The sequence below is a fragment of the Paraburkholderia denitrificans genome, assembly GCF_042655705.1.
GTDB classification, from domain to species: domain Bacteria; phylum Pseudomonadota; class Gammaproteobacteria; order Burkholderiales; family Burkholderiaceae; genus Paraburkholderia; species Paraburkholderia denitrificans.
This window is the reverse complement of record NZ_JBHSMP010000019.1, coordinates 113,134-138,229: the sequence shown is the minus strand read 5'-3', so window position 1 is coordinate 138,229 and position 25,096 is coordinate 113,134. Positions and strand designations below refer to the sequence as shown.

The window sequence follows — 25,096 nt, the reverse complement described above, 5'->3', positions numbered from 1 at the left end:
CGGCGTGAGCCGTGCGTGGTGCGTGGTGTGTGGTGCTCGGTGTGTGATGCGATTAGACACGCGCTGTTGTGTTGATGACGCGCCGCCTCGAAATACCTCAGGCGGCGCGTGCGGGCAGCGGCGCGGTGCGGATCGCCGTGCGGCGGCCGAGCATCACGGTCGCGATGACGGCTGCCGCATAGAGCCATGCGGCGGGCGCGATCTGCTCGCCGAACAGCAGCGCCGAGAACGCCATCGTGAAGAAAATCTGCAGCAGTTGCACCTGACCCACGCGCGCGGTGCCGCCCATCGCGAGCCCGGCGTACCAGGCGAAGAAGCCGATGAACTGCGAGAACAGCGTGACGTAGCCGAACGCGAGCCACGTCTTGAGCGCGACCGGACCGGGGTGCGTGAGATGGTGCTGGAAGGCGAGCCAGCCGACCGGCAGGACGAGGAACGGCGCGGACAGCACGAGCGCCCAGCAGATCACCTGCCAGCCGCCCAGCTCGCGCGCGAGCCGCGCGCCTTCCGCGTAGCCGAGCCCGCCGATGCCGACTGCCACGAGCATCCACGCATCGCCCGCATGGAGCGCGCCGCCGCCTGCCTGCAGCGCGAAAGCGACGACGAGCGTACTGCCGGTGAGCGCGCTGAGCCAGAAGGCCTTCGAGGGCCGCTCGTGGGAGAGCCACGCGGCGTAGATCGCGACGGCGAGCGGCTGCAGGCCGTTGACGATCGCGCCGTGCGAGGCGGGCACGGTCTTCATCGCCCACGCGGAAAACACGGGATAACCGACGATCACGCCGAGCGACACGACAGCGAGGCTTTTCACCTGCGGCCACGTGGGGCGCTTTTCGCGGCGCACGGCAAGCAGCACCGCGGCGGGCACGGCGGCGGCGAGCGCGCGGCCGAGGCCGTTGAGGATCGGATGGAATTCGGCGACGACGATGCGCGTCATCGGCAGCGTGAGGCTGAAGGTGATGACGCCGAGGAGGCCGAGCAGCATGCCCTGGGTTTCGCGTGCTTTCATTGTTCGTGTGTCGGTGAGCGGCGGCGCCCGGATCGGCGGATCCGGACAGTTTCCGGATCCGCGGCCCCGACCCTTGCCGGTACGGATGACATCGAATGTACCGGTAGGGACTCTGACAGTAACGGTACAATCGGCCCGATAGTGTTCGGTACAGTTGGGAGCCGCCATGTCCTCCGTTCCACTCGACCAGATTCCGGCACCGCACGACGCGGCTACGCTCACGCTCGTCGACCAGCTCGTGCAGTGGGGCCGCCGCCGCATCGAGGAGCGCGTGTTCCGCCCCGGCATGCGCATGCCGTCGATCCGCAAGCTCGCGCTCGACAAAGGCGTGTCGCGCTTCACGGTGGTCGAAGCTTACGAACGGCTTGTCGCGCAGGGCTATCTCGACTCGCGGCGCGGCTCGGGCTTTTATGTGCGCGAGCGGCTCGTCAACGTGACGGCCATCGAGCGCCGCGGGCAGGCTGCGAACGCCGCGAACGGTCCTGCCGAACCCGGCGAGCCGCTTGAGCCGATCTTGCCGCCCACCCTCGACGTGGTCTGGCTGCTGCGCAACATGCTCCAGACTTCGACGCATCCGGAAAAGGGGCCGGGCCTCGGCTATCTGCCCGCCCGCTGGCTCGACGGCGAACTGATCGCGGGCGCGCTGCGCTCGCTCGGACGCCAGAGCGGCGCGCAGATGCTCGGCTTCGGCTCGCCGCAGGGTTTCCTGCCCGTGCGCCAGCAGTTGCAGACGCGCCTTGCCGAGTTCGAGATCGGCGCGACGCCCGACCAGATCGTGATGGTGTCGGGCGTCACGCAGGCCATCGATCTGCTCGCGCGCCTCTACGTGCAGCCGGGCGACACCGTGGTCGTCGGCGATCCTGCGTGGTTCCAGATGTTCGGGCGCTTCGCGTCGCAAGGCGCGCGGCTCGTCGGCATGCCGTACACGCCCGAGGGCCCCGATCTCGATGCGCTGGAGTCGCTCGTGACGACATGGCGGCCCAAGATGCTCGTCATCAACTCGGTGCTGCAAAACCCCACCGGCACTTCGCTCACGGCCGCGCAGGCGTTTCGCATCCTGCGGCTCGCGGAGCAGTACGACTTCATCGTCGTCGAAGACGACATTTACGGCGACCTCTGTCCGGCAGGCTATCCGGCCACGCGTCTGGCGAGCCTCGACCAGTTGCGCCGCGTGATCTATCTGGGCAGCTTTTCGAAGACGCTCGCGCCGAACCTGCGCGTGGGATTCATCGCCGCCGCGCGCGATGTCGTGCAGGCGGTGAGCGACCAGAAGATGCTGGTGGGCATGACGAGCCCCGAGCTCAACGAGCGCGTGCTCTATCGCGTGCTCACCGAAGGGCACTACCGGCGCCATGTGGAGCGCCTGCGCGCACGGCTCGACGGCGTGCGCGACAAGGCCGCGCGCATGCTCGAACGTACGGGCATGCGCCTTTTCACTGCGCCGGGAGCGGGCATGTTCCTGTGGGCCGACACGGGCGTCTGCGCCGATGCGCTCACCGCCGCCGGGCACGAAGCGGGCTTTCTGCTGACGCCGGGGAGCCTCTTTTCGCCGCACCAGTCGCCGACCACCTGGATGCGTTTTAACGTCGCGAACTGCGGCGATCCGGCGCTTTCGTCGTTCCTGACGAACTACCTCGACCGCGTCGCCCGGCGCGGCACGGCTGCCGGTACGTGAGGTTGGCCCTTGAAATACGCGCCGTGCGTCCCCAAGTCTGCGCACGGCGCGCCGCGCACCGCGCACCGTGACCGTACGTGGCGCCGAACCTCTTACACCCGCATTGCAACGAAAAAGGACCCTCGAACATGGCTCAAGAAACGATGAGCTTCCAGGCGGAAGTGAAACAGCTTCTGCACCTGATGATCCATTCGCTGTACAGCAACAAGGAGATCTTCCTGCGCGAGCTGATCTCGAATGCATCGGACGCGGCCGACAAGCTGCGCTTCGAGGCCATTGCGAACAACGCGCTGTACGAAGACGATGCGATCCTGCGTATCCGCGTGGGCTACGACAAGGCCGCGCGCACCATCACGATCGACGACAACGGCATTGGCATGAGCCATGACGAAGTGGTCGCGAATCTCGGCACGATCGCGCGCTCGGGCACGAAGGAATTCTTCGGCAAGCTGTCCGGCGACCAGCAAAAGGACGCGGCGCTGATCGGCCAGTTCGGCGTGGGCTTCTACTCGGGTTTCATCGTTGCGGACAAGATCGCCGTCGAGAGCCGCCGCGCGGGCCTGCCCGCGTCGCAGGCCGTGCGCTGGGAAAGCGCGGGCGAGGGCGAATTTTCGGTTGAGGCAATCGAGCGCGCGTCGCGCGGCACGACGATCACGCTGCATCTGCGCGCGGACGAGGACGAGCTGCTCTCCTCGTGGAAGCTCAAGTCGATCATCCAGAAGTATTCGGATCACGTCGGCCTGCCCATCGAAATGAAAGCGGAAGAATGGGACGCCGAAAAGAACGAGATGGTCACGAAGGATGCGTTCGAAACCATCAACCAGGCGAGCGCGTTGTGGACGCGTTCGAAGAGCGAGATCAGCGACGAGCAGTATCAGCAGTTCTATCAGCATCTCGCGCACGATCATCAGAATCCGCTTGCGTGGACGCATAACCGCGTCGAAGGCCGCAGCGAATACACGCAACTGCTTTACGTGCCCGCGCACGCGCCGTTCGACATGTGGAACCGCGATCATCGCGGCGGGCTGAAGCTCTACGTGAAGCGCGTCTTCATCATGGACGACGCCGAACAGTTGCTGCCCAACTATCTGCGCTTCGTGAAGGGCGTGGTCGATTCGAGCGACCTGCCGCTGAACGTCTCGCGCGAAATCCTGCAGGAAAGCCGCGACGTCAAGGCGATCCGCGACGGCGTGACCAAGCGCGTGCTGTCCATGCTCGAAGAGATGGCGCAAGCCGCCGACCCGGCGCAGACGGACGCCGACACGACGGACGAGGACAAGGCGAAATTCGCCACGTTCTGGACGGAATTCGGCCAGGTGCTGAAGGAAGGCATCGGCGAGGACTTCGCGAATCGCGAGCGCATTGCGAAGCTGCTGCGTTTCGCGACGACGCACGGCGACACGGCCCAGCAGAACGTCTCGCTCGCCGATTACGTGGCGCGCATGAAGCCCGAGCAGACGAAGATCTACTACGTCACCGCCGATACCTGGCAAGCCGCGAAGAACAGCCCGCATCTGGAAGTGTTCCGCAAGAAGGGCGTTGAAGTGCTGCTGCTCACGGACCGCGTGGACGAGTGGATGCTTTCGTACCTCAACGAATTCGACGGCAAGGCGCTCGTGAGCGTCGCGCGCGGCGACCTCGACCTCGGCGCGCTCAACGACGAGGAAAAGCAGCAGCAGGAGAAGGTGAGCGAAGCGTTGAAGCCGCTCGTCGAGCGCATGAAGGAGACGCTCAAGGACAAGGCGAAGGACGTGCGCCTCACGTTCCGCCTGACCGATTCGCCGTCGTGCCTCGTGGCCGACGAGGGCGAAATGAGCGGCTACCTGCAGCGCATGCTGAAGGCCGCGGGCCAGCAGGCGCCCGATTCGCATCCGATTCTGGAGGTGAACCCGGAACACCCGCTCGTGAAGGGGTTGTCCGCCGATCACGCCGACTTCGCGGACTGGTGCCATCTGCTGTTCGACCAGGCGTTGCTTGCGGAAGGCGGCGCACTCGACGATCCCGCGAGCTTCGTGAAGCGCACCAACGCGCTGCTGCTCGCGCGCGCGGGTTGATAGCGCAGCACGGGCGGCGCGCCTGCATGCTGCGCGCGGCGTAAGTGCTTCGAAACCCCTTGCGGCCCGCGTGCCGCGAGGGGTTTTTCTTTTGCGTGCGTTTGCACGAAGCCAGATATTCGCGGCCTATAATGCGCGCCATGTCCATCCGATTCGATGCCGCCGACGCGCACTGGCGCGTCGCGCCCATGCCCCGCTTCAGCGCCGATCAGAAAGACTGGCTCACGCGCGGCGGCTCGCTCACCGCGCATTTGCGCACGCTCGGACACGTCGAGGTGCGCGTGACCCACGAGGCCGTCGAGCTGCCGTGGCCCGATGAATGCGCGGCACTGGGTCTCGCCCCGCGCGCGAGCGCGTGGGTGCGCGAGATCGTGCTCGTGGTCGACGGCGTGCCGTTCGTCGCCGCGCACAGCGCGACGCCGCTTGCCGCGAGCCATGGCGCCTGGCGCGCGATGCGCAGCCTGCGCACGCGCCCGCTGGCGGAACTCCTCTATCGCGACAGCGGCGTGGCGCGCTCGGCGCTCGTGAGCCGACGAGTGAATGCGCGGCACGCGCTGCATGCGCTCGCCGCGAATGCGGCACCTGGATGGGTGCCGCACGCTTATGCGGCGCGCCGCTCGGTGTTCGAGCGGTATGGCGCGCCTTTGCTCGTCACGGAGTGCATGCTGCCCGCGCTGTGGGCGCGTCTTGCTCATGCTGCGCGTACCGCACATGTCGACCGTGTGGTGCACACGGGACGCGAACGCGGTCCCCTCGATCACACCGCTTCGCGTGTGCACGCGGCGCAACGCGAGGTTTCCGCGTCGCGTTGATCCGTTGCCGGAGTGCCCATGACTTTCAAGCGGTGTTTCGCACCCGTCGTTGACGAGATGACGCGCGTGCTGATTTTAGGCAGCTTGCCCGGTGAGGTTTCGCTCGCTCACGGGCAGTACTATGCGAATCCGCAGAATAAATTCTGGCGTCTTGTCGGTGATGTGATCGAGCACGAACTGGTTGGGATGGACTATGCAACTCGTCTTGATACGTTGCTCGAATACCGTATAGGTTTATGGGACGTAGTCGCAGAGGCTCGTCGTATCGGGAGTCTCGACAGCTGCATACGCGACCACGCGAGTAATGACTTGATCGCGCTTATCGATACATTGCCAAATTTGGTCACCATTGCCTTTAATGGCGGGACCGCCGCCAAAATCGGCATGAATGAGCTTGGCGAGCGGGGCCGACAATATAGATTGCTTCGCCTGCCATCAAGCAGTCCCGCCTATGCTTCAGTCACATACGCAGAAAAGTTGGCTGTTTGGCGGCAACTGCGGCAATCGAATTGACGCGTCCGAACGTGGTCTCGCGTCAGCGAGAGTAGAGGCGTGTCTGGCGGCTTACCAACTGCCAAACAATCGGTCGAGCGCCGAAATAATCTCGTCCTGTCGATGAAGCAGCGACGTAACGGATTGGGTTAATTCATTTCGGGGAATCGCGCCAAGTGTTGGCGTATCCAGCATGCACTCAATGCCTTCGATCGTGAAAACAGGTATCAGGTCAGGCGGAAGAGGGACTGGGGCGAAGCTGTCCACTCGTCGCAACGGGATAACCACGCGTGTCGCCAGACCGGATAAGTGGTTGCCTTGGACATCGACAACATAAGGCACGGCTGAGCGTAGGCCCGGATTGGGAAATACGTCAAAACGGGCCATCAGAACGCCCGGTATTGAGCGAGCGGCAGGCCATCGCGCTCAACCATCTCGTTATAGGCCTCGATAAAACCGGCGTACTTGATGGCCCATTGGCGATCCTTTTCTGCTTGAACTGCTTGGCGAAGTGCCCGCTCGCAGGTCTGCGAGAAATTGATACCGAGTTCCTTGGCTTCCTTGTAGATGTCTTCGGGCAGGCTAATGTTTGTGGCCCGACGGGGAGCCGCATCGGTAGCTGTATGACGCATGGCGCCGCTCCTTATGTGGGTGAGTTATGCGCATTGTAGCCCACATGAAAATGTTGGGTATTGATGTCTGGTCGCCATCGCGTTCAACGGCGGAACTGCAGAGAAGATCGGGATGCGGGTGCTCGATCAGACTGCGGATCGATATCGGCTCATCCGGTTGCCGTCGAACAGCCCGGCGTACGCGTCGGTGTCTTACGACGCGAAGCTGCACGCGTGGGAGGCGTTGCGTCAGTGGTTGGCGCTGTAGCTTGCTCGGCTGCGGTTGAATCCCTCGTCAGCGTGGAAAGTGCTATTTCGCACCGCGATGGGTCGTCTGTATCGACAACGCGGGCTCAGTAGTAGTCGCTCTCGCGCTGATGGCGCACTGCAAGGATCGTCACGGTCCGATCGTCGTCGATCTCGAACAGCGCCACATATCCCGATGCGCCAAACTGAATGATCAGTTCCCGCAGAAACGGCATGGATGAATGCGCTTTGCGGCAAGTAAACGGCGACGATTCAAGCGTCGCTATGCGATGCCACGGGCAATGAACTCGCTTTGGTTGCGACGACGCTCGATGCCCTCGCGGATCGATTGCTCGACAAAGCCTGAGAGCGTTTCTCCCTCGCCGAGGACGCTTTCGGCGGCGTCGCGTAGTTCCGGTTCGACCCGGATGGATGGAAAGGTGGCAGATTTCATGATGTGTTCCGGTGCATCGCAAACGACATTTGTATAGTTATGCAGATTGAATGAATGCAGGCAGATTTCGTACTCTGCCTGCATTAGTGCATGTACGAACTCAAGAGTCGAAATTTCGTGCCGATAACCCGAAAAATGGCGGGCCGCAACCTGACGAGACTTCACAACCATGCCCGCCGATCGAATACCCAATTGGCGTTTGCTTCACAGTCCGTGGTGTAAGTCGGTTTTAACAATAACAAGGTGAATTACTATGCGCACCGTTGTCCGTGCAGTCGGCCTGCTCGTGCCGGTTGTACTTTTGACCGCTTGTGCGGTCGTCGCTCCGCCGTATTCCCCCGATGTCGATAACATTCAATCGCTCAAGAGCGCCACGACTGCGCACGCGAAGATCGGCGCATTCGAATCCCATGCGGATATCCGGAATCCGTACCCGGTGCCGTTGCGAGCCAACGTAATGAAGTCCCCGGTTGGGGGTTCATTCGGCGCGTATCTTGCCGACGCCATGACCAGGGAGTTAGTGATGGTTGGCAAGCTCGATCCGCAAAGCGATGTCGAGATCAAGGCGACACTACTGGAAAACGACGTTAGCGCCGGCGTCGTAACCGGCACTGCGAACCTGTCGGCGCGCTTCATCGTCTTGCGCGCAGGCACCGTGCGTTACGATCAAGTCAAATCTGCACACACGCAATGGGATTCGGCGTTCGCTGCAATGATTGCTGTACCGAAAGCGCGCGAGGAATATCCGCTAGCCGTCCAGAAGCTACTCGGCGAGCTATACGCCGATCCCGCCTTCCTTGATGCAATTCAATAACATACCAACCACACCAAGAGGGGCCAAACATAATGGCATTGATTCGAATGATCGCAGCAGCCAGCGTGGTCGCGGCATTGTCAGGCTGTGCGCATGAAATTTCGCTGACCGGCGATGCGAACAAAATTCCGGCGCTGTCGACAAAGGCACTCGACAAGACTGTGGGTCTTGTGATCACAGATGATCAATTGGCGAGCGAAGTGATTACCCCCGGCGGCGGGGGCGATAAGGTGAGCTATCACCCGTACCACGACCTGGAATTGCCGATATATATCAGCCTCGGTCATGTGTTCAAAAATGTGACCAAGCTCAAGAGCATGCCGGATGCCGCAACGATTCAGGCCAGGCATCTTGATTACGTGATCAAGCCGACGATCAAGACGACGTCGTCGTCTCCGAGCCTTGTCACGTGGCCGCCTACGGATTTCTCGGTCACGCTTGCATGCTCAGTCGCGGACCCGAGCGGTCAGACTGTGGTTACCGAGGACGTGACGGGTAATGGCCACGCCGAGTTTAGTCAATTCAAGCACAACGTCAGTCTTGCCGGTCAACTGGCAACGGCCGATGCAGTCTCCAAACTGCAGTCGGCTCTGGCAAGCGCGCCTGAACTGCAAAAGTAGTCGCGCGCTTACGGCGCAGCCGAAGCAACGGCCCGGCTGCGCCTCACACTACCAATCGTGGAATCAGCAGCACCACTACGACACCTGCGTAGATCGTTCCCGCGGAAAATCCGCGCGTCCTCAGCCGATCTTCCCCGGCGTCACACTCTTTTCCGATGGGTCGATATCGAGGCCCCAGTCGCCTTGTTCGTACCAGTCGTCGCCTAATAACTCGACCGGATGCTGCGTGCGGCTCTGTCCGTTGCCGCATCGCATGTCGTCGGCCTGGCAGTAGTGATCGCAGCCCCAGCAAACACGCTCGGGGTGTAGTGGATGGATCGGAAACTTCTTTGCCATGGTTTGTCCCTGAACAATCGCGACGATTGGCGACGGGAACAATTGTCGTTCATACGCCCGCGCATTGATGCATGTCAAAACGTCGCGCCCGCGACGCGCGTGGGCGGTGTCTGCCGTCGTTTTGCAAGTCGGTTGCGCGCGCATGTGACGCGGCTCAACGCCTGGTGAGATAGTCGTCAAGGTGCCAGACAACCCTTTGCTGTCCGGTCCGGTTTAGGTGAAAGTGTTATGTACGCAGGTAGTGGGAAACAACATGGTCGGTAAAGCGATTTCCTGCGCCTGATACTCCGATTGCCGGGAGAAAAAGATGGCCGCGCACCACGTTGACGAATTTATGGTCCAGTCGATTGCCAGTGACACCGATATCCCTCTAGAAACCGTCTCGAGGATGTACGAAGAGACCTGGGCGGAATATAGCGAAGGCGCCCGAATCACAGACTACCTCCGGTCCTCGTGGCCCGTCGCGTGCGGGACAATCTGCGGCGGCGGAAACAGGATCCGCACTGAGTCTCTGCATCTCATACGGAAGAAGCGGCGTGGGTGATCGAGGCGGCGACTGGATAGCACGTTCTCAATCGTCGATGAACGCGTCTTGTGTTTCTCCCCGGCCGATCTAAAAGCAAAAAGCAAAAGGCCCCGTGAAGACGTTGAAGAAGGCAATGCCTTCGATAACCGTCACGGTCGCGCCAATTCGTGTGAGCGGCTTGTGCGCCGCAGCGAAGCGGGGAACCCGTCTTTACGCGTTTGCCATTCGATCGCTTGCAACGAAGCGTACCCAAAATGGCTGCTGGCCGTTGAAGCACTTCGGCAGCGCATTTGGCCGTGAATGCTATGCTCTCGTTCGCCCGGGAAACCGCCTCTTTCGTAAGCTATCTTTTACATGACGACTCTTATCAAGCGCGCCTCGGCCGAGGCGCGCGCTTTTAGCCAGCCCAGCACTGATCGCAACGACGCCGCCGCGCAGGAGGCCGAAGCCGAAATCGCGCCGCGCGCCAAAACTACGCGGGTGACGAAGGCCACGAAGACGATGAAGGGTGCCGCGCGAGCGCGCCGCGCCGACGACGATCTCGACCGCGCGCCGCTCATCGAAGCGCCGCGCAAGCCGCGTTTCGCGCCCGTGACGTTCTCGGAGGAGGGCGGCGTGCGCTATCTGCATTTCGGTACCGAGTGGGTGCAAGGCGCGATGCGCCTGCGCAAGCCGCATCACATCGAACTCGAATACGCCCAGCAGATGATGGCCTGGCTGTTGTTCCTTGCAACGCCCGCGCGCATCGTGCAACTCGGCCTCGGTGCCGCGGCGCTCACGAAATTTGCGCATCACTATCTGCGTCCGGCGAAGGTCGAGGCGATCGAGCTGAATCCGGCGGTCGTGGTCGCTGCGCGCACGATGTTCGAACTCCCGTCCGACGACGCGCGCCTCACCGTACGCGAACTCGATGCGTGGGACTTCGTGAACGACCGCGCGAATCACGGCACGATCGGCGCGATGCAGATCGACGTCTACGATGCAACTGCGCGCGGCCCGGTGCTCGACAGCGTGGCGTTCTATCGTGCCGTGCGTTTGTGCCTGACCAATGCCGGCATCGCGACGATCAATCTCTTCGGCGATCACCCGAGTTTCGTGCGCAACATGAAGCGCCTGAATGAAGCGTTCGAAGGCCGCGTGATCGCGCTGCCCGAAGTGCACGAGGGCAATCGCGTGGCGCTCGCGTTCTCGGGCCCCGCGCTCGAGGTCACGTATGCGGCGCTGGAAAAGCGCGCGCGTGTGCTGGAGACGACGCTTGGCCTGCCCGCGCACGAGTGGGTGAAGGCGGTGCGCGAATCGAGCGGTCAGACGGGCGAGACGTTCTCGATCTGAGCCAGCGCGCCTGCGCTTCGCTTCAGTTTGCTCAGATTTGCTCAGGTTCGCTCTGCCGGGCGGCAATCGCGCCCGTCCCGGCGCTGCCGACCCAGCTTCATGAAACCGGAACCGGCCTCAGGCCGGTTTTTTATTACCGGTTGCGTGCGGACAACCGCAGCGGCAAGCCTTGGTGCATCGCAGCTTGACAGCCGCGTCCGGATTGGGGTCGGCCCCGGCTTGACCCCATATCGCAACGTGATACTCTTTTTCTTGCTTTCGATGACCTTGCCACCTGCGCGAAGAGCCGGGCGTCGACCGCTCCACGGGGGGCGCGGGTATTGCTACCGCTAAAAGCAATGAGGAGACGCCATGGCAAAGGACGTTGACAGCGCCACGGGCAGCAAGCACTGGCTCTGGCTGCTGGTGATACCCTGGATCGCAATGGTCTGGGTGCCGTCGTACAACAAGGTCGAGCCGACCCTGTGGGGTTTCCCGTTCTTCTACTGGTATCAGCTCATCTGGGTGTTTATCAGTGCGGTTATCACTGCGTTCGTCTATCAAATGACGAAGCACCGCCATCGCGGCGACGCAGGGAGGGCGCAATGAACATCACCGCGACCGTAGTCTTCATCCTGTTCTTCGTCGGCGTCACGATTCTCGGCTTCTTCGCCGCGAACTGGCGCAAGGGCGACCTCGCGCACCTCGACGAGTGGGGCCTCGGCGGACGCCGCTTCGGCACCTTCGTCACCTGGTTCCTGCTCGGCGGCGATCTCTACACGGCGTACACGTTCATCGCGGTGCCGGCACTCGTGTTCGGTGCGGGCGCAACGGGTTTCTTCGCGCTGCCGTACACGATCCTGATCTATCCGTTCGCGTTCGTCGTGTTCCCGAAGCTGTGGGCCATCGCGAAGCGCCATCGTTACGTCACTTCGGCCGACTTCGTGAATGCGCGCTATGGCAGCCGGATGCTCGCGCTCGCCATCGCCGTGACCGGCATCGTCGCGACCATGCCGTACATCGCGCTTCAGCTTGTCGGGATCGAAGTCGTGATCGGCGCGCTCGGCTTCAATACGACGGGCTTCGTCGGCGACCTGCCGCTCATCATCGCGTTCGCCATCCTCGCCGCGTACACGTACACGTCGGGTCTGCGCGCACCGGCGATGATCGCGGTCGTGAAGGATGTGCTCATCTACATTACGATCGGCGCGGCGATCATCGTGATTCCCGCGCAGATGGGCGGTTTCGGCCACATCTTCGGCGCGGTGCCGCCGGCCAAGCTGCTGCTCAAGTCGCCGGACGCGGCGAGCCTGAACGGCTATAGCGCCTACGCGACGCTTGCGGTGGGTTCGGCGCTCGCGCTGTTCCTGTATCCGCACTCGATCACGGCAATTCTCTCGTCGTCGTCGGGCAACTCGATTCGCCGCAACATGGCGATGCTGCCCGCGTATTCGTTCGTGCTCGGCCTGCTCGCGCTGCTCGGTTTCATGGCGCTCGCCTCGGGCGTGCAGAACATGCCGGAGTTCGTGCCGTACTTCAAGGCCTTCGGTTCGAGCTTCGCGGTCCCGGCGCTGTTCCTGCACTTCTTCCCGTCGTGGTTCGTCGGCGTGGCGTTCGCTGCAATCGGCATCGGCGCGCTCGTGCCGGCCGCGATCATGTCGATCGCCGCGTCGAACCTCTACACGCGTAACGTCCACAAGGAGTTCATCAATCCCCGGATGACCCCCGCGCAGGAGACCAACGTCGCGAAGTTCGTCTCGCTGATCGTCAAGGTCGGCGCGGTGGCGTTCATCATCGGGCTGCCGCTCAAGTATGCGATCCAGTTGCAGCTGCTCGGCGGGATCTGGATCATCCAGACGGTGCCGGCCATCGTGCTCGGCCTCTACACGCGCAAGCTCGACTACCGCGGCCTGCTGCTCGGCTGGGCCGCGGGCATCGCAACGGGCACGTCGATGGCCATTTCGCTGAAGCTCGAAAGCTCGATCTTCGTGATTCATCTGTTCGGCATGGCCGTCCCGGGCTACGCGGCCTTGTGGTCGCTGGTCGTGAACCTCGCGGTGGCGGTTGTTGTGTCCGTGCTCGTGCATGTCTTCGGCATGCAACTGGGTGAGGACCGCACGCGCCCGGAGGACTATCTCGACGTGCTCGAAAGCTGAGCGGCGCCTGGTTGCCGCTTGCAGCCTCGATCGGCCCCGATGCCCGCAACGAATAGTTGCGGGCATTCGTTTTTCTGGTGCACGATGGGCGCTGCGACGCTGCGCTCACCAGCGTCCGGTTCCCTGCCGGTTCACGTTCCGCTCGCGTCATGGCCCAGTCCGAATCCAATCCCGCCGCCGTTCGTTCCGTACCGCCCGTACCTCCGCCACGCCGCGCACGCTCGCGGCTCGCGCGCGCGTGGCGCGCGCTCGCCTCGCCGTTCTACCGCTACCGCAACGCGCGCCTGATTCACGGCATCCGCGTGGGCCTCGCGATGATGGCCTCGATCCTCGCGACGAGCGGCATTCACATTCCGCACGGCATCTGGGCGTCGGTGACGGTGCTCGTGGTGATCGGCGGGCTCCAGCATCACGGCAATATCCGCAAGAAGGCGACCGAGCGCTCGCTCGGCACGCTGCTCGGCGCGGGCATCGGCCTCGCGCTCATCGGCTTGCAGGCGCTCACGCATTCGACGGTGTTCACGTACGTGCTGATGTCGGTGGTGGCGGGCGTCTGCGGGTGGCACGCGATCGGCAAATCCGGTTACGTCGCACTCCTGACGGCGATCACGATGTGCATTGTCGCGGGCCACGGGGACAACCTCATCGACACCGGACTCTGGCGCACGCTCAACGTGATGGTCGGCATCGTGATCGCGCTGGCGTTTTCGTTCGCGTTGCCGCTGCACGCGACGTATTCGTGGCGCTACCGGCTCGCCGACAATCTGCGCGATTGCGCGAACATCTACACGCAGGTCGTGCGCGGTGAACCTGCCGATAGCGAGGTTCTGGTGGCTGCCTTCATGCGCATGAACGACCGGCTCGTGCAGTTGCGCGTGCTGATGCCTTCGGTGGCCAAGGAGATCGACGTGCCGCTCGCGCGTCTGGAAGCCATCCAGCGGCTGCACCGGTCGCTCCTGAGCGCGCTGGAGATGATGACGACGGGCATGGAGCGCTACGAGCGGCGGATCGTTCAGGTCGCGTTCGCCGGACGCGGCGCGCGGGTGCGCGAGGCGCTGCTCGCGACGGCGCGTGCGCTGCGCTTTGGCGGCGCTCGCCATCCCGAGGTCGCGGCGCGTGCGCTGCGTCCGCTCGATGGCGAGGCGTCGTACGTGCCCGGCGACGAGCGCCGCGCACCCGGCGACGCGTTGCCCGCGCCATCGGCCGTGCCGCTCGCGCCGGAAATGCAGGGGCCGTACTGGCTCGGTCTGCGTGTGGAGGAGCAGGTCGATCTGCTGCGTGCATTGCTGCTCGAAACCGAGCCGCGCTGGAACATCGAGCGCGCCTCGGCGCACCGCATGGCGTGAGGCGCGCGGCGTTGGCCGAGGTCAGGCGGCGGGTGACTCGAGCGGCGGCGCGCTGATCATCCAGGGCACGCCGAAGCGGTCGGCGAGCATGCCGAATCCCGGCGACCAGAAGGTCTTCTGGAACGGCATCGTCACTTGCCCGCCGTTCGCGAGCGCGTTGAAATACCGTTCGGCCGTCGCGATATCCGGCGCAGTCAGCGAAACGCCGAAGCCCCGGAATTTGTCCTCCTTCGTCATGCAGCCGCCGTCGGACAACATGATTTCCGCGTCGCCGATCTGGAGCGTCGCGTGCATGATTTTTTCGGCGAATTCGGGCGGCATCGGGCGTGCAGGATCGGGCGGCGCTTCCTTGAAGCGCATCTTCATCAGTTCCTTCGCGCCAAGCGCCTCGCGGTAGAACGCGATCGCTTCGTCGCAGGTGCCGTTGTAGAACAGATAGGGCTGGATCAGCATCGTCGGTTTCCTGGTGGGACAGGACGTCTGGCCGGCCCGAAGACAGGGCCGGATCGCACGGCAGGGGGCGCCGCTGTCCTGATTCTAGGCGTGCAGGTTCGTGCCAGCGTGAATTTGTCCAGCGAGTTGACCGGCGAAAGCAGGTGCAAGCGCCTGGGAACGGGCGTTGCGACGGGCGTGCAGCCACGCGAGCGGTGGCGCCGCCAAGGGTGTGACAGGCACGAAGGGCGCTACAGGCACGAGGGGCACGACGGGCGCGATGGGCTTGTTGCGGAGCAGGCCCATCGCGAAGCGGCCGCGCGAAAGGAGCGCGGCCCGTGCCCATCGGCGCGTCAGCGTGCGCGCACTTCCTCGATCAGCTTTTCGAGCTTGACGGCGTCGGCGGCGAACGCGCGGATGCCTTCCGCGAGTTTTTCGGTCGCCATCGCGTCGTCGTTCACGAGGAAGCGGAACGACGATTCGTCCACCGGCACGCGCGCGATTTCCGTGCCCTTGAACGCTTCCGGCGAAAGCTTGCGCTCGACCGTTGCCGTGCTGTCGTGGAGCTTTTGCAGCAGATCGGGACTGATCGTGAGCAGGTCGCAGCCCGCGAGTTCGACGATCTGGCTCGTCGTGCGGAAGCTCGCGCCCATCACCTCGGTCCTGTAGCCGAACTTCTTGTAATACGCGTAGATGCGGCGCACCGACTGCACGCCCGGATCGTTCGCGCCGCCGTCCTTCGCCTCGTCCCAGTTCGGGCCCGCGGCCTTCTTGTACCAGTCGTAGATGCGGCCGACGAACGGCGAGATCAGTTGCGCGCCCGCTTCGGCGCACGCGGCGGCCTGCGCGAGCGAGAACAGCAGCGTCATGTTGCAGCGGATGCCGTCTTTCTGCAGCACTTCGGCGGCACGAATGCCTTCCCACGTCGATGCGAGCTTGATCAGCACGCGCTCGCGCGGGATTCCGGCGGCCTTGTACAGATCGATGATGTGATGGGCCTTGTCGATCGACTTCTTCGTGTCGAACGAGAGGCGCGCGTCGACTTCGGTCGAGACGCGGCCCGGGATGATCTTGAGGATCTCGGTGCCGAAGGCGATCAGCAGATGGTCGATGATCGATTCGACCGGTTCGGACGCGTGATCGCGCACGGTTTTCTCGAGCAGCGGCCGGTATTCGGCCTTTTGCACGGCCTTGAGGATCAGCGACGGGTTGGTCGTCGCGTCCTGCGGCTTGTACTGCACGAACTGCTGGAAGTCGCCGGTGTCGGCGACGACGGTGGTGTACTGCTTGAGCTGCTCCAGTGCGGTAGTCATGTCAGGCCTTGAGGGCGCGAAGGCGCCGTGACAGTTGAAAGTTGAACGGCCGTGCGCCCGAAGGCGCGCCGGGAGAGTGCGGTGGGGCGTGCGTGGTATCCAGGTCGGGCCCAGGTCGGGCCCAGGCGGGGCCCGGCAACGCTGCCGTGCCGGGGACGCGGTTCACGCCTGCCATTTTATGGCGGATTGCGGGGTGCTGCGATGACACGGTCGGGACCGCCGCCGCCCGCCCGCTGCGACGGCGCCTGAGTCAGGGTTCAGCGGATTCAGCAGGTTCAGGCGCGCCGCGCGCTCAGCACGACCTGTGTGATCACGCCCGCGACGAGCCCCCAGAACGCCGCGCCGATCGACAGCAGCGTGAGCCCCGAGGCCGTCACCATGAACGTGACGAGGGCGGCTTCGCGCTGCCTTGCGTCCTGCATCGCATAGGTCAGGCCGCTCATGATCGAGCCGAACAGCGCGAGTGCGGCGATCGAGACGACGAGCGCCTTCGGGAAGGCAGCGAAGAGCGCGGCGATGGTCGCGCCGAACGCGCCCGCGATCAGATAGAACACGCCGCACCACACGGCGGCCATGTAACGCTTGCTGCGGTCCTCGTGCGCGTGCGAGCTGGTGCAGATCGCGGCGGTGATCGCGGCGAGATTGACGCCGTGCGAGCCGAACGGCGCGAGCACGAGCGACGCGATACCGGTTGTCGCGATGAGCGGCGAAGAGGGCGCGCTCTTGTGATCGTAGCCGTCGGCGCGCAGCACGGCGATGCCGGGCACGTTCTGCGATGCCATCGCGACGACGAAGAGCGGAATGCCGATGCTCACGATTGCCGCAACCGAGAACGCGGGCATCGTGAACACGGGTTTCGCGACGGCTATGCGGAAGTGGCTGAAGTCGAGCAGCCCGAGCGCGGCGGCGGCCGCGATGCCGACGACGAGCGTGGCGACGATCGCATAGCGCGGCAGGTAGCGCTTGATGACGAGGTAGGCGAAGAACATCGTGAGCACGAGCGGCGTCTGGTATTGCGCGGCGCGGAAGATCTCGATGCCGATCTCGAACAGGATGCCCGCGAGCAGCGCGGCGGCGATGCCTGCCGGGATGCGCTTCATGAGCGTGTCGAACCAGCCGGTGAGCCCGACCGCCGTGAGCAGCAGCGCGCAGACGAGATACGCGCCGATCGCCTCGGCATAGGGCACATGCGGCAGCGAGCTGATGAGGAGCGCCGCGCCCGGCGTGGACCATGCGACGACGATCGGCGCCCGAAACCACAGGGAAAGGGCGATGGTGCAGATGGCCATGCCGATGGAAAGCGCCCAGATCCACGAAGAAATCTGCGCGTCGCTCAGATGGGCGGCCTGGCCGGCCTGGAACATCAGCACGAGCGAACTCGTGTAGCCCGTCATCATTGCGACGAAGCCTGCGACCACCGTGGACACGGACGTGTCCGCGAAGGGCCGCAGCGGTCCGGGCCGGAATGCCCTGAGATCGGGGGATGAAGGCGCGGTCATGCGGTTTGTCTCCTCGTCGTGCTTGTCTGTAATTGTGGCGTTACTGCCTGCGTGTTACTGCGTGGGCGTTACTGCATTCGTGTTACTTGCTGAGCGCGCGCATGGCGGTCTCGAGTCCGGCGACGGTCAGCGCATACATGCGGTGGCCGAGTATCTCGCGGATGATCGACACCGACTGGCGGTACTCCCACAGGTGCTCGGGCTCGGGGTTGAGCCACGCGAAACGCGGGAAGTGGTCGGCGAGACGGCGCAGCCACACGGCGCCCGCTTCGGGGTTGTTGTACTCGACCGAGCCGCCCGGCTGCAGCACCTCGTAAGGGCTCATCGTGGCGTCGCCGACGAAGATCAGCTTGTAGTCGGGCGTGAACTTGTGCAGCAGGTCCCAGGTGGGCATGCGCTCGGCGTGGCGGCGGCGGTTGTTCTTCCACAGATGGTCGTAGACGCAGTTGTGAAAATAGTAGAACTCCAGATGCTTGAACTCGGCCTTCGCCGCCGAAAAGAGTTCCTCGGTGCGGCGGATGTGATCGTCCATCGAGCCGCCCACGTCGAGCAGCATCAGCACCTTCACGTTGTTGTGCCGCTCGGGGACCATCCTGAGGTCGAGCCAGCCCGCATTCGCTGCGGTGCTGCGGATCGTGCCGTCCAGGTCGAGCTCCTGGTGCGCGCCTTCGCGCGCGAAGCGGCGCAGCCGCCGCAACGCGATCTTGATGTTGCGCGTGCCGATCTCGACCTGGTCGTCGTAGTCGCGAAACGCGCGCGCGTCCCACACTTTCACAGCTTTGCGCTGGCCGCCTTCGCCGCCGATACGGATGCCCTCGGGATTGAAGCCGCCATGGCCGAACGGCGATGTGCCGCCCGTGCCGATCCACTTGTTGCCGCCTTCGTGGCGCTCTTTCTGTTCCTCGAACAGTTGCTTCAAGCGCTCCATGAGCTTGTCGAGGCCGCCCATCGCCTCGATCTGCGCGCGCTGTTCGGGCGTGAAGTCGCGTTGGAGCCGCTTCTTGAGCCAGTCCTCGGGGATGTCGAACGCGAGTTCCGACTTCTTCTCGATGCCGTGGAAATACGCGCCGAAAGCCTGATCGAACCGGTCGAAGTATTGCTCGTCCTTCACGAGCGTTATGCGCGCGAGGAAGTAGAACTCGTCGAGCGACGGCGGGATCACGCGTTCCTTGAGCGCTTCGACGAGTGTCAGGTACTCCTTCACGGAAACCGGCAGCTTCGCGTCGCGCAGCGTGTAGAAGAAGTCGATCAGCATGCGGTGTCTCCGGGCTCGCGACGTGCGCGCAGTGTCAGCGTGCGAGCTTGAGCAACAGGTTCTCGCGCACGGCGGGCCACTCGCTCGCGATGATCGAGAACACGACGGTATCGCGCAACTCGCCTTGACGCCCGACCTGATGATTGCGCAGGATGCCGTCCTGCTTGGCGCCGAGGCGCGCGATGGCCGCGCGCGACGCGTGGTTCATGAAGTGGGTGCGGAACTCGACGGCGATTGCGCCGAGTTTCTCGAACGCATGCGTGAGGAGCAGCAGCTTCGCTTCGGTGTTCAGGCCGGTGCGCTGCACGCGTTTGGCGTACCACGTATGGCCGATTTCGAGGCGGTGGTTCTTCTCGTCGACGTTGAAAAAGCGCGTCGAGCCGATCACGTCGCCGGTTGCGCCATCGCGCACCACGAACGGCAGCGTGCCGTCGCGCTCGCGCATGGCGAGCGCGGCAGCGACATACGCGCCTTCTTCGCCGGGCGCGGGCACGCTCGTGTACCAGAGCTTCCAGAGTTCGCCATCGGCGGCGGCAGCGGCGAGCGCCTGCGTGTGCTGCGCCGTAAGCGGCTCCAGCGTGACATGCTCGCCGTTCAGTGTGACGGGTTCGATCCAGCGGCTCATGGCGGGTTTTCCTGGCTTTACTTGGAGGGCTACGCGGAGTTCAGCGGCGCGGTTCAACGGCGGACTTCAACGGTTATGCCGGTTCATGTAGATGAGCCGCTCGAACAGGGTCATGTCCTGTTCGTTCTTGAGCAGCGCGCCCGCGAGCGGCGGCATGGACTTCTGGCCGTCGGCCGCGCGCAGCGCTTCGGGCGGAATCTCTTGCGCGAGCAACAACTTGAGCCAGTCGAGCAGCTCGGACGTCGAAGGCTTCTTCTTCAGGCCCGCAACGTTGCGAAGCTCGAAAAAGCTTTCGAGCGCCGCGTTGAGCAGTTGCTTGCGGATGCCCGGATAGTGCACCTCGACGATGCGCTGCATCGTGGCTGCGTCGGGAAAGCTGATGTAGTGGAAGAAGCAGCGGCGCAAAAATGCGTCGGGCAGTTCCTTCTCGTTGTTCGACGTGATGATGACGAGCGGACGCTGCTTCGCCTTGATGAGTTCGCGCGTCTCGTAGACGTAGAACTCCATGCGGTCGAGTTCGCGCAGCAGGTCGTTCGGGAATTCGATATCGGCCTTGTCGATCTCGTCGATCAGCAGCACGCTCTGTTCATCCGATTCGAACGCCTGCCACAGCACGCCCTTCACGATGTAATTGCCGATGTCCTTCACGCGCTCGTCGCCGAGCTGGGAATCGCGCAGCCGCGAGACCGCATCGTATTCGTAGAGGCCCTGCTGCGCTTTCGTGGTCGACTTGATGTGCCACTGCATGAGCGGCATGCCGAGCGCCGCGGCGACTTCCTCGGCCAGCATGGTCTTGCCGGTGCCGGGTTCACCCTTGATGAGCAGCGGGCGTTTCAGCGTGATCGCGGCGTTGACCGCGAGTTTGAGATCGTCGGTGGCGACGTACTGCGATGAGCCTTCGAAACGCCTGGCGCACATGATGAAGCCGCTCGCTGAAAAAAAATCCCAGTATAAGTCAGATGCGAGGTGGCGTCGGAAGGCTCTTTGGCGTGCCGCGGGGTGCGCGCCCCCGGATTTTCGCGCTGCCCGCCAAGGCCCGCCAGGCGTGGCGCACCGTGTGGACGTGCGGCAGGGCGTCGCGGTACAATCGGTTCGATTTTTTTCGGCTTGCACGGCGACATAACAAGTAAAAGCGAGTAGAAGCGGGTAGTTCATACTGCGCAATACGGAGCAACGTAGCGGAGCAACGCGGCACAACACGCCAAAGCACAGCAAAACACGGCGCTGGCCGTTACCTGCGGCCCGGGCGTTCGGTTCCCCTCAAGCGAGGTTGAATGCTATGAAAAAAATTATCGGCAGGCACGTCGCAATCGGGGCGTTGGCGGCGCTGGCGGGTTTTGCGGCCACGGCTCGCGCGGATATCGTCGGCAACGCAAAGGCGGGTCGGGATAAGGTGGCGATGTGCATCGGCTGTCATGGTATTCCCGACTATCGCGCGGCCTATCCCGAGGTCTATCACGTTCCCATGCTGGGCGGCCAGAACGCCGCGTACATCGAAAACGCGCTGCGCGGCTACAAGAAGGGCGACCGGCGATTTCCGACGATGCATGCGATTGCCTCCTCGCTGACCGAGCAGGACATCGCCGATATCGCGGCCTACTACGCGGCGCAGACCGCTACGTCGAAGAACAATCCCGAGAGGTAAGCGGCACCTGTTGGCAATCGACTTGCAGCGGACCGGAGTGGACGCGCAAGTGCTCGCTCTGGTCGACGCGCCAACGCTGGCCGACACAGGAGAATTCATGAACAAGCCCACCCAGGCCGCGCAGTCCTCGCAGTTCTTTTCCGCCGATATTGACCACGCGTTTACCGCGCTCGTGAAAGGTGCCGCATGCGCGGCGTCGCTGGCCGCGATGCTAGCGTTCAATCCGGCGCACGCAGCCGACGCGGCCAACGGCAAGCGGCTCGCCGACGTCCATAACTGCGCCGCCTGCCACGGCGCCAACCTGAACAAGCCGATAAGCCCCGAATATCCGAAACTCGCGGGCCAGCACGCGGACTATATCTACTGGGCGTTGCGCCAGTATCAGATGGGCAACGGCAACCCGCATCTGGGCCGCAACAATCCGATCATGCAGGCGCAGGTGCAGAGCCTCTCGCAGACCGACATGAAGGATCTCGCCGCGTATATCGAATCGCTCAGCGGCGATCTGGTCAACAAGAAGTAAGTGGTGCGTTGATGCGTGCGGCAGGCGCCGCATAGTGTTTCAACCAGGCGTCAATCCCGGCATTAGCGGGTAAACCCCGCGAAGGTTTCACGCTTTTCAGCGAGACCTTCGCGGGGTTTTTTTTATGCGTGGCGCAAGCCGGCGAGGTGCGCTCAGTCGCGCGAGGCGCGGCGCTGGATGCGGGCGAGGTAAGCGTCGCTATCGGGCGGCGTGTTGGTGCGCTGCGCTTCCCAGATCGTCTCGCCGAGGCATTCCATGATCGCGTGCTGCGCGTCGTGCGTCGTGCCGAGCCGCGCCGCGAGCCGTTCGTGCGCCGCGCGGATGCCGGGCGGCTGGTCGATCGAAAGCTGCTCGCTGATGGCGAGGTGCATCGACAGATGCAGGAACGGGTTGCTCTGGCCGCGCTCGGGCGAGTAGTCCTGCACGGCTGCTGCGTCGGCATCGGCGAGTTCCGCGTGGTATTCCGGATGCTCGAGGATCCAGTCGGCGGCAATCGCTTCGAGCGGCGTGAGGATTTCGCCCGCGCGCTGCTTGCGCCAGGTCTCGGTGAAAAAGTGGCGGACTTCGTCGCGGCTGGGATTGAACATCTTCTGTGATGGGGCGTGACGTTTGAATCGAAGGCTCATTTTACGCCGCGCGGTGCGCGGTCGTTGTTCGGCCGTGGGCGTCGCTCAGAGATCGGGCGGTGGCGTCTTCGGCCTGTACTCGCAGAGCGGCTCGATCGCGCAGTGCCAGCATTCCGGGCGGCGCGCCTTGCACACGTAGCGCCCGTGCAGGATCAGCCAATGGTGCGCGTCCTGGCGGAATTCGGGCGGCGTGAATTTTTCGAGCGCGGCTTCGACGGCGCGCACGTCCTTGCCGGGCGCAAGCCCGGTTCGGTTCGCAACCCGAAAGATGTGGGTATCGACGGCGATGGTCGGCTGGCCGAATGCGATGTTGAGCACCACGTTCGCCGTCTTGCGCCCGACGCCGGGCAGGCCTTCGAGCGCTTCGCGCGTGTGCGGGACTTCGCCGCCGTACTGGGCGAGCAGGATCTCGCAGGTCGCAATCACGTTGCGCGCTTTCGAGCGATAAAGACCGATGGTCCTGATGTAGTCCGCGACGCTTTCCTCGCCGAGCGCGAGAAGCTTGTCCGGCGTGTTCGCGACCGGAAACATCTTGCGCGTGGCCTTGTTGACCGAAACGTCGGTTGCCTGCGCCGAGAGCATCACGGCAATCAGGAGTTCGAATGGCGAGGTGAATTCGAGCTCGGGTTTCGGGTGCGGATTGAGGCTCTGCAGCGTTTCGTAGAGGGCGCGGCGCTTGGTGGCGTTCATCGATCGTGGGTGTGGTCGCGTCCGCTCAGGCGGGCGTGTCGTCGTTCTTGCCGCGCTGGTTGTCGCGGTGGGGCGCGGAGGCGGGCTCGCCGTCCTGCGCGGACTCACCGACGCCGAGGCGGTTACGGCGCGCTTCGGCTGCATCGATCTGTGCCTGCACGTCGGCGCTGACGTTTTCGGTGTTGCGCGGGCCAACGCCGCGCTCGGCCATCTCCGCCTTCTTGCGCCGCGCACGTTCGAGCGCGGCCTCGATGATCGCCTTTTTCTTCGCTTCGGCGTCGCTCGCGGGCGTGGCCGTGCCTGGTGCGGTTGCCGCAGATCCGGCGCTGGAGGTGGCGCTCGCTGCCGACACTGGCGCTGAAGATGCCGCCGAAGCGGCTGGTGAAGATGCCGGTGAAGATGCCGCCGAAGCGGCCGAGCGCCGGGCTGCGGCGCGCGCTTCGGCTGCATCGCGCTCGCTGGCGAGCCGTGCCTCACGGCGCCCGTAGCGCACGCGGGCGTCGTCGGCCTGTGCTTGCGTCCAGGCATCCCAGCCGGTCGCCGTGCCGGTGATCGGGATCATCGCGATGCAATCGACGGGGCAGGGCGCCACGCACAGATCGCAGCCCGTGCAGAGGTCCTTGACGATCGTGTGCATCTGCTTGGGCGCGCCGACGATCGCATCGACGGGGCAGGCCTGCATGCACAGCGTGCAGCCGATGCACAGGCTTTCGTCGATGAACGCGACCGGGCGCGGCCGTTCGGCGCCGTTGACGGGATTGATCGGGATGACGGGCTTGCCGAGCAGCTTCGCGAGGCGCGCTACGCCTTCGGTGCCGCCGGGCGGGCATTGGTTATAGCCGGCCGTGCCTGCGGCGATGGCTTCGGCGTAGGGCCGGCAGCCGTTGTAGCCGCACTTCGTGCATTGCGTCTGGGGCAGCAGATCCTCGATGCGGTCTGCAAGCGTTCTGGAATCTTTCACTGTTGCGGCGTCTGGGCGGGCCGGGTCACCTCTTGCGCGCCGCAACGTTGCGGCGTGCGGTTGCGGCGCCAAAGTTAGCATTATCGCCGATTTCACGCATTGCCATTGCTGGGTCATGTGCCATAATCAAAGCGCTTAATTCGAAGTACGGCGTCGAAGTACGGCGTCGAAGTACGGCGTCGAAGCACCGCGTCGAAGTACCGTGTCCGGGGAAAGGGCCGCCAGATAGCGCCGGAAGAAGGTGCAGAACACGGCAACCAGGACTGACAATTAAAAAAAGGTAACGCAAGACCGTAGGATGAAGGGTGTCTGTCCATTAATCTGGCGCGCCCCGTTCAACGCTGCCGCAGGTGAGGAGAGCCCATGCAGCGTGATCCGGAAACGCGGCTTACCGAGCGATCCTGCCACCATGAATCAACCCAAAATCAAAAGAGATCCTGAAGGCACACGTCGTCGTATCCTGCTCGCAGCGGCGGAAGAGTTTGCAAATGGCGGTCTGTTCGGCGCGCGCGTCGACCAGATTGCACGCCGTGCGGAAACCAACGAGCGCATGCTGTACTACTACTTCGGCAGCAAGGAGCAGCTGTTTACAGCCGTGCTGGAGCATGCGTTCTTCGCGCTGAACGAAGCCGAGCGCACGCTCGACCTCGCCGACGTTGCACCGGTCGAGGCGGTCACGCGGCTCGCGCATTTCGTCTGGGACTACTACCGCGAGCACCCCGACTTCCTGCGCCTCATCAACAACGAGAACCTGCATGAGGCCCGCTACATCCAGACCTCGACGCGCATCCGCGAGATGATTTCGCCGATTGTCGCGACGCTCGGTGCGATTCTCGCGCGCGGCGAGTCGGCGGGACTGTTCCGCTCGAATCTCGATCCGCTGCGGGTTTACGTGACGCTTTCGGGGATGGGCTACTACATCGTGTCGAACCGTTTCACGCTTGCGGCGACGCTCGGGCGCGACTTCAGCACGCCGACCGAGCGCGCGGAGATGGTCCGGCTCAACACCGAGATGCTGCTCGCGTTCCTGATGCGCAAGTAGCGTCAGGGCTTCGCTCCCACCCGGCA

26 protein-coding genes and 3 pseudogenes are annotated in these 25,096 nt (G+C 63.9%); 14 read left to right on the top strand and 15 right to left on the bottom strand.

What is annotated here, in order from left to right:
- Positions 1–97: 97 nt before the first annotated feature.
- A complete protein-coding gene (locus tag ACFPTO_RS16725; RefSeq protein ID WP_377712869.1) occupies positions 98–1,006 on the bottom strand; it encodes a DMT family transporter in 909 nt (302 codons plus the stop codon).
- Positions 1,007–1,172: 166 nt separating this feature from the next.
- Between ACFPTO_RS16725 and ACFPTO_RS16720 the strand changes: the two genes are divergently transcribed.
- From ACFPTO_RS16720 to ACFPTO_RS16705, 4 genes are all read left to right on the top strand, one after another.
- Positions 1,173–2,681, top strand: a complete 1,509-nt coding sequence (locus tag ACFPTO_RS16720; RefSeq protein WP_377712867.1) for an aminotransferase-like domain-containing protein — start codon at positions 1,173–1,175, stop codon at positions 2,679–2,681.
- A gap of 128 nt (positions 2,682–2,809) precedes the next feature.
- Positions 2,810–4,735, top strand: coding sequence for a molecular chaperone HtpG (gene htpG, locus ACFPTO_RS16715; protein ID WP_377712865.1), 1,926 nt, complete (start codon positions 2,810–2,812; stop codon positions 4,733–4,735).
- A 140-nt stretch (positions 4,736–4,875) separates the two neighbouring features.
- Entirely contained in the window at positions 4,876–5,547 is a 672-nt protein-coding gene (locus ACFPTO_RS16710; RefSeq protein WP_377712863.1) for a chorismate--pyruvate lyase family protein, read from the top strand.
- A gap of 18 nt (positions 5,548–5,565) precedes the next feature.
- Complete coding sequence (locus ACFPTO_RS16705) at positions 5,566–6,060, top strand: DNA-deoxyinosine glycosylase (protein ID WP_377712861.1); 495 nt, start codon at positions 5,566–5,568, stop codon at positions 6,058–6,060.
- Between the two features lie 51 nt (positions 6,061–6,111).
- Here ACFPTO_RS16705 and ACFPTO_RS16700 read toward each other — a convergent pair whose 3' ends face one another.
- The 4 genes and pseudogenes from ACFPTO_RS16700 to ACFPTO_RS16685 form a co-directional block, all read right to left on the bottom strand.
- Positions 6,112–6,426 (bottom strand): CcdB family protein, encoded by a 315-nt coding sequence (locus ACFPTO_RS16700; RefSeq protein WP_377712859.1) that lies wholly within the window; start codon positions 6,424–6,426, stop codon positions 6,112–6,114.
- Complete coding sequence (locus ACFPTO_RS16695; RefSeq protein ID WP_377712857.1) at positions 6,426–6,671, bottom strand: type II toxin-antitoxin system CcdA family antitoxin; 246 nt, start codon at positions 6,669–6,671, stop codon at positions 6,426–6,428. The genes ACFPTO_RS16700 and ACFPTO_RS16695 overlap by 1 nt, the downstream gene beginning before the upstream one ends.
- 332 nt (positions 6,672–7,003) lie before the next feature.
- Positions 7,004–7,183: pseudogene (locus ACFPTO_RS16690) on the bottom strand (type II toxin-antitoxin system RelE/ParE family toxin); the annotation flags it as partial.
- A pseudogene (locus ACFPTO_RS16685) lies at positions 7,183–7,350 on the bottom strand (YlcI/YnfO family protein); the annotation flags it as partial. The pseudogenes ACFPTO_RS16685 and ACFPTO_RS16690, both read right to left, overlap by 1 nt.
- A gap of 253 nt (positions 7,351–7,603) precedes the next feature.
- Between ACFPTO_RS16685 and ACFPTO_RS16680 the strand changes: the two are divergent.
- Both ACFPTO_RS16680 and ACFPTO_RS16675 read left to right on the top strand, forming a co-directional pair.
- The gene (locus tag ACFPTO_RS16680; protein ID WP_377712856.1) at positions 7,604–8,164 is read left to right on the top strand and encodes a hypothetical protein; all 561 of its coding nucleotides are present in this window, start codon (positions 7,604–7,606) and stop codon (positions 8,162–8,164) included.
- Positions 8,165–8,211: 47 nt separating this feature from the next.
- Positions 8,212–8,784, top strand: coding sequence for a hypothetical protein (locus ACFPTO_RS16675; protein ID WP_377712854.1), 573 nt, complete (start codon positions 8,212–8,214; stop codon positions 8,782–8,784).
- Positions 8,785–8,904: 120 nt separating this feature from the next.
- Here the strand turns inward: ACFPTO_RS16675 and ACFPTO_RS16670 are convergent, their stop codons facing one another.
- Positions 8,905–9,120 carry a DUF3079 domain-containing protein gene (locus tag ACFPTO_RS16670; RefSeq protein WP_377712853.1) on the bottom strand — a complete coding sequence of 72 codons (216 nt, stop codon included), beginning with the start codon at positions 9,118–9,120 and terminating at the stop codon, positions 8,905–8,907.
- Positions 9,121–9,427: 307 nt separating this feature from the next.
- Between ACFPTO_RS16670 and ACFPTO_RS16665 the strand changes: the two are divergent.
- The 5 genes and pseudogenes from ACFPTO_RS16665 to ACFPTO_RS16645 all read left to right on the top strand — a co-directional run bounded on the left by ACFPTO_RS16665 (position 9,428) and on the right by ACFPTO_RS16645 (position 14,459).
- Positions 9,428–9,627, top strand: a pseudogene (locus tag ACFPTO_RS16665) (DUF3562 domain-containing protein).
- Positions 9,628–10,000: 373 nt separating this feature from the next.
- Entirely contained in the window at positions 10,001–10,978 is a 978-nt protein-coding gene (locus ACFPTO_RS16660) for a class I SAM-dependent methyltransferase (protein WP_377712851.1), read from the top strand.
- A 351-nt stretch (positions 10,979–11,329) separates the two neighbouring features.
- The gene (locus ACFPTO_RS16655) at positions 11,330–11,566 is read left to right on the top strand and encodes a DUF3311 domain-containing protein (protein ID WP_377712849.1); all 237 of its coding nucleotides are present in this window, start codon (positions 11,330–11,332) and stop codon (positions 11,564–11,566) included.
- Positions 11,563–13,113, top strand: a complete 1,551-nt coding sequence (mctP, locus tag ACFPTO_RS16650; RefSeq protein WP_377712847.1) for a monocarboxylate uptake permease MctP — start codon at positions 11,563–11,565, stop codon at positions 13,111–13,113. The genes ACFPTO_RS16655 and mctP overlap by 4 nt, the downstream gene beginning before the upstream one ends.
- A 149-nt stretch (positions 13,114–13,262) precedes the next feature.
- The gene (locus tag ACFPTO_RS16645) at positions 13,263–14,459 is read left to right on the top strand and encodes an FUSC family protein (RefSeq protein WP_377712845.1); all 1,197 of its coding nucleotides are present in this window, start codon (positions 13,263–13,265) and stop codon (positions 14,457–14,459) included.
- Positions 14,460–14,480: 21 nt separating this feature from the next.
- On the opposite strand, the gene ACFPTO_RS16640 is transcribed toward ACFPTO_RS16645, so the two are convergent.
- The 6 genes from ACFPTO_RS16640 to ACFPTO_RS16615 form a co-directional block, all read right to left on the bottom strand.
- Complete coding sequence (locus ACFPTO_RS16640) at positions 14,481–14,912, bottom strand: VOC family protein (RefSeq protein ID WP_377712843.1); 432 nt, start codon at positions 14,910–14,912, stop codon at positions 14,481–14,483.
- A gap of 332 nt (positions 14,913–15,244) precedes the next feature.
- Complete coding sequence (gene tal, locus ACFPTO_RS16635) at positions 15,245–16,204, bottom strand: transaldolase (protein WP_377712841.1); 960 nt, start codon at positions 16,202–16,204, stop codon at positions 15,245–15,247.
- A 275-nt stretch (positions 16,205–16,479) separates the two neighbouring features.
- On the bottom strand, positions 16,480–17,703 hold the full coding sequence (locus ACFPTO_RS16630) for a benzoate/H(+) symporter BenE family transporter (protein WP_377712839.1): 1,224 nt from the start codon (positions 17,701–17,703) through the stop codon (positions 16,480–16,482).
- An 82-nt stretch (positions 17,704–17,785) separates the two neighbouring features.
- Positions 17,786–18,958, bottom strand: coding sequence for a vWA domain-containing protein (locus tag ACFPTO_RS16625; RefSeq protein WP_377712837.1), 1,173 nt, complete (start codon positions 18,956–18,958; stop codon positions 17,786–17,788).
- A gap of 34 nt (positions 18,959–18,992) precedes the next feature.
- Complete coding sequence (locus tag ACFPTO_RS16620; RefSeq protein ID WP_377712835.1) at positions 18,993–19,583, bottom strand: GNAT family N-acetyltransferase; 591 nt, start codon at positions 19,581–19,583, stop codon at positions 18,993–18,995.
- 66 nt (positions 19,584–19,649) lie between these two features.
- On the bottom strand, positions 19,650–20,501 hold the full coding sequence (locus ACFPTO_RS16615) for an AAA family ATPase (protein ID WP_377712833.1): 852 nt from the start codon (positions 20,499–20,501) through the stop codon (positions 19,650–19,652).
- Positions 20,502–20,862: 361 nt separating this feature from the next.
- On the opposite strand from ACFPTO_RS16615, the gene ACFPTO_RS16610 reads away from it, so the two are divergent.
- Together ACFPTO_RS16610 and ACFPTO_RS16605 are read left to right on the top strand one after the other, a co-directional pair.
- The gene (locus ACFPTO_RS16610) at positions 20,863–21,228 is read left to right on the top strand and encodes a c-type cytochrome (protein ID WP_296653367.1); all 366 of its coding nucleotides are present in this window, start codon (positions 20,863–20,865) and stop codon (positions 21,226–21,228) included.
- Positions 21,229–21,436: 208 nt separating this feature from the next.
- Entirely contained in the window at positions 21,437–21,751 is a 315-nt protein-coding gene (locus tag ACFPTO_RS16605; RefSeq protein ID WP_377712927.1) for a c-type cytochrome, read from the top strand.
- 152 nt (positions 21,752–21,903) lie between these two features.
- Here ACFPTO_RS16605 and ACFPTO_RS16600 read toward each other — a convergent pair whose 3' ends face one another.
- The 3 genes from ACFPTO_RS16600 to rsxB form a co-directional block, all read right to left on the bottom strand.
- Positions 21,904–22,338 (bottom strand): DUF1841 family protein, encoded by a 435-nt coding sequence (locus ACFPTO_RS16600; protein ID WP_377712831.1) that lies wholly within the window; start codon positions 22,336–22,338, stop codon positions 21,904–21,906.
- A gap of 84 nt (positions 22,339–22,422) precedes the next feature.
- Positions 22,423–23,067 carry an endonuclease III gene (gene nth, locus ACFPTO_RS16595; RefSeq protein WP_377712829.1) on the bottom strand — a complete coding sequence of 215 codons (645 nt, stop codon included), beginning with the start codon at positions 23,065–23,067 and terminating at the stop codon, positions 22,423–22,425.
- Positions 23,068–23,092: 25 nt separating this feature from the next.
- Positions 23,093–24,028, bottom strand: coding sequence for an electron transport complex subunit RsxB (gene rsxB / locus ACFPTO_RS16590; protein WP_377712827.1), 936 nt, complete (start codon positions 24,026–24,028; stop codon positions 23,093–23,095).
- Positions 24,029–24,437: 409 nt separating this feature from the next.
- On the opposite strand from rsxB, the gene ACFPTO_RS16585 reads away from it, so the two are divergent.
- On the top strand, positions 24,438–25,070 hold the full coding sequence (locus tag ACFPTO_RS16585) for a TetR family transcriptional regulator (RefSeq protein ID WP_377712825.1): 633 nt from the start codon (positions 24,438–24,440) through the stop codon (positions 25,068–25,070).
- Positions 25,071–25,096 lie beyond the last annotated feature (26 nt).

Excerpts from the sequence above, each read along its gene's own strand:
- ACFPTO_RS16725 (WP_377712869.1), bottom strand. The coding sequence starts at position 1,006 with ATGAAAGCACGCGAAACCCAGGGCATGCTGCTCGGCCTCCTCGGCGTC.
- ACFPTO_RS16720 (WP_377712867.1), top strand. The coding sequence starts at position 1,173 with ATGTCCTCCGTTCCACTCGACCAGATTCCGGCACCGCACGACGCGGCT.
- htpG (WP_377712865.1), top strand. The coding sequence starts at position 2,810 with ATGGCTCAAGAAACGATGAGCTTCCAGGCGGAAGTGAAACAGCTTCTG.
- ACFPTO_RS16710 (WP_377712863.1), top strand. The coding sequence starts at position 4,876 with ATGTCCATCCGATTCGATGCCGCCGACGCGCACTGGCGCGTCGCGCCC.
- ACFPTO_RS16705 (WP_377712861.1), top strand. The coding sequence starts at position 5,566 with ATGACTTTCAAGCGGTGTTTCGCACCCGTCGTTGACGAGATGACGCGC.
- ACFPTO_RS16700 (WP_377712859.1), bottom strand. The coding sequence starts at position 6,426 with ATGGCCCGTTTTGACGTATTTCCCAATCCGGGCCTACGCTCAGCCGTG.
- ACFPTO_RS16695 (WP_377712857.1), bottom strand. The coding sequence starts at position 6,671 with ATGCGTCATACAGCTACCGATGCGGCTCCCCGTCGGGCCACAAACATT.
- ACFPTO_RS16680 (WP_377712856.1), top strand. The coding sequence starts at position 7,604 with ATGCGCACCGTTGTCCGTGCAGTCGGCCTGCTCGTGCCGGTTGTACTT.
- ACFPTO_RS16675 (WP_377712854.1), top strand. The coding sequence starts at position 8,212 with ATGATCGCAGCAGCCAGCGTGGTCGCGGCATTGTCAGGCTGTGCGCAT.
- ACFPTO_RS16670 (WP_377712853.1), bottom strand. The coding sequence starts at position 9,120 with ATGGCAAAGAAGTTTCCGATCCATCCACTACACCCCGAGCGTGTTTGC.
- ACFPTO_RS16660 (WP_377712851.1), top strand. The coding sequence starts at position 10,001 with ATGACGACTCTTATCAAGCGCGCCTCGGCCGAGGCGCGCGCTTTTAGC.
- ACFPTO_RS16655 (WP_377712849.1), top strand. The coding sequence starts at position 11,330 with ATGGCAAAGGACGTTGACAGCGCCACGGGCAGCAAGCACTGGCTCTGG.
- mctP (WP_377712847.1), top strand. The coding sequence starts at position 11,563 with ATGAACATCACCGCGACCGTAGTCTTCATCCTGTTCTTCGTCGGCGTC.
- ACFPTO_RS16645 (WP_377712845.1), top strand. The coding sequence starts at position 13,263 with ATGGCCCAGTCCGAATCCAATCCCGCCGCCGTTCGTTCCGTACCGCCC.
- ACFPTO_RS16640 (WP_377712843.1), bottom strand. The coding sequence starts at position 14,912 with ATGCTGATCCAGCCCTATCTGTTCTACAACGGCACCTGCGACGAAGCG.
- tal (WP_377712841.1), bottom strand. The coding sequence starts at position 16,204 with ATGACTACCGCACTGGAGCAGCTCAAGCAGTACACCACCGTCGTCGCC.
- ACFPTO_RS16630 (WP_377712839.1), bottom strand. The coding sequence starts at position 17,703 with ATGACCGCGCCTTCATCCCCCGATCTCAGGGCATTCCGGCCCGGACCG.
- ACFPTO_RS16625 (WP_377712837.1), bottom strand. The coding sequence starts at position 18,958 with ATGCTGATCGACTTCTTCTACACGCTGCGCGACGCGAAGCTGCCGGTT.
- ACFPTO_RS16620 (WP_377712835.1), bottom strand. The coding sequence starts at position 19,583 with ATGAGCCGCTGGATCGAACCCGTCACACTGAACGGCGAGCATGTCACG.
- ACFPTO_RS16615 (WP_377712833.1), bottom strand. The coding sequence starts at position 20,501 with ATGTGCGCCAGGCGTTTCGAAGGCTCATCGCAGTACGTCGCCACCGAC.
- ACFPTO_RS16610 (WP_296653367.1), top strand. The coding sequence starts at position 20,863 with ATGAAAAAAATTATCGGCAGGCACGTCGCAATCGGGGCGTTGGCGGCG.
- ACFPTO_RS16605 (WP_377712927.1), top strand. The coding sequence starts at position 21,437 with ATGCTAGCGTTCAATCCGGCGCACGCAGCCGACGCGGCCAACGGCAAG.
- ACFPTO_RS16600 (WP_377712831.1), bottom strand. The coding sequence starts at position 22,338 with ATGTTCAATCCCAGCCGCGACGAAGTCCGCCACTTTTTCACCGAGACC.
- nth (WP_377712829.1), bottom strand. The coding sequence starts at position 23,067 with ATGAACGCCACCAAGCGCCGCGCCCTCTACGAAACGCTGCAGAGCCTC.
- ACFPTO_RS16585 (WP_377712825.1), top strand. The coding sequence starts at position 24,438 with ATGAATCAACCCAAAATCAAAAGAGATCCTGAAGGCACACGTCGTCGT.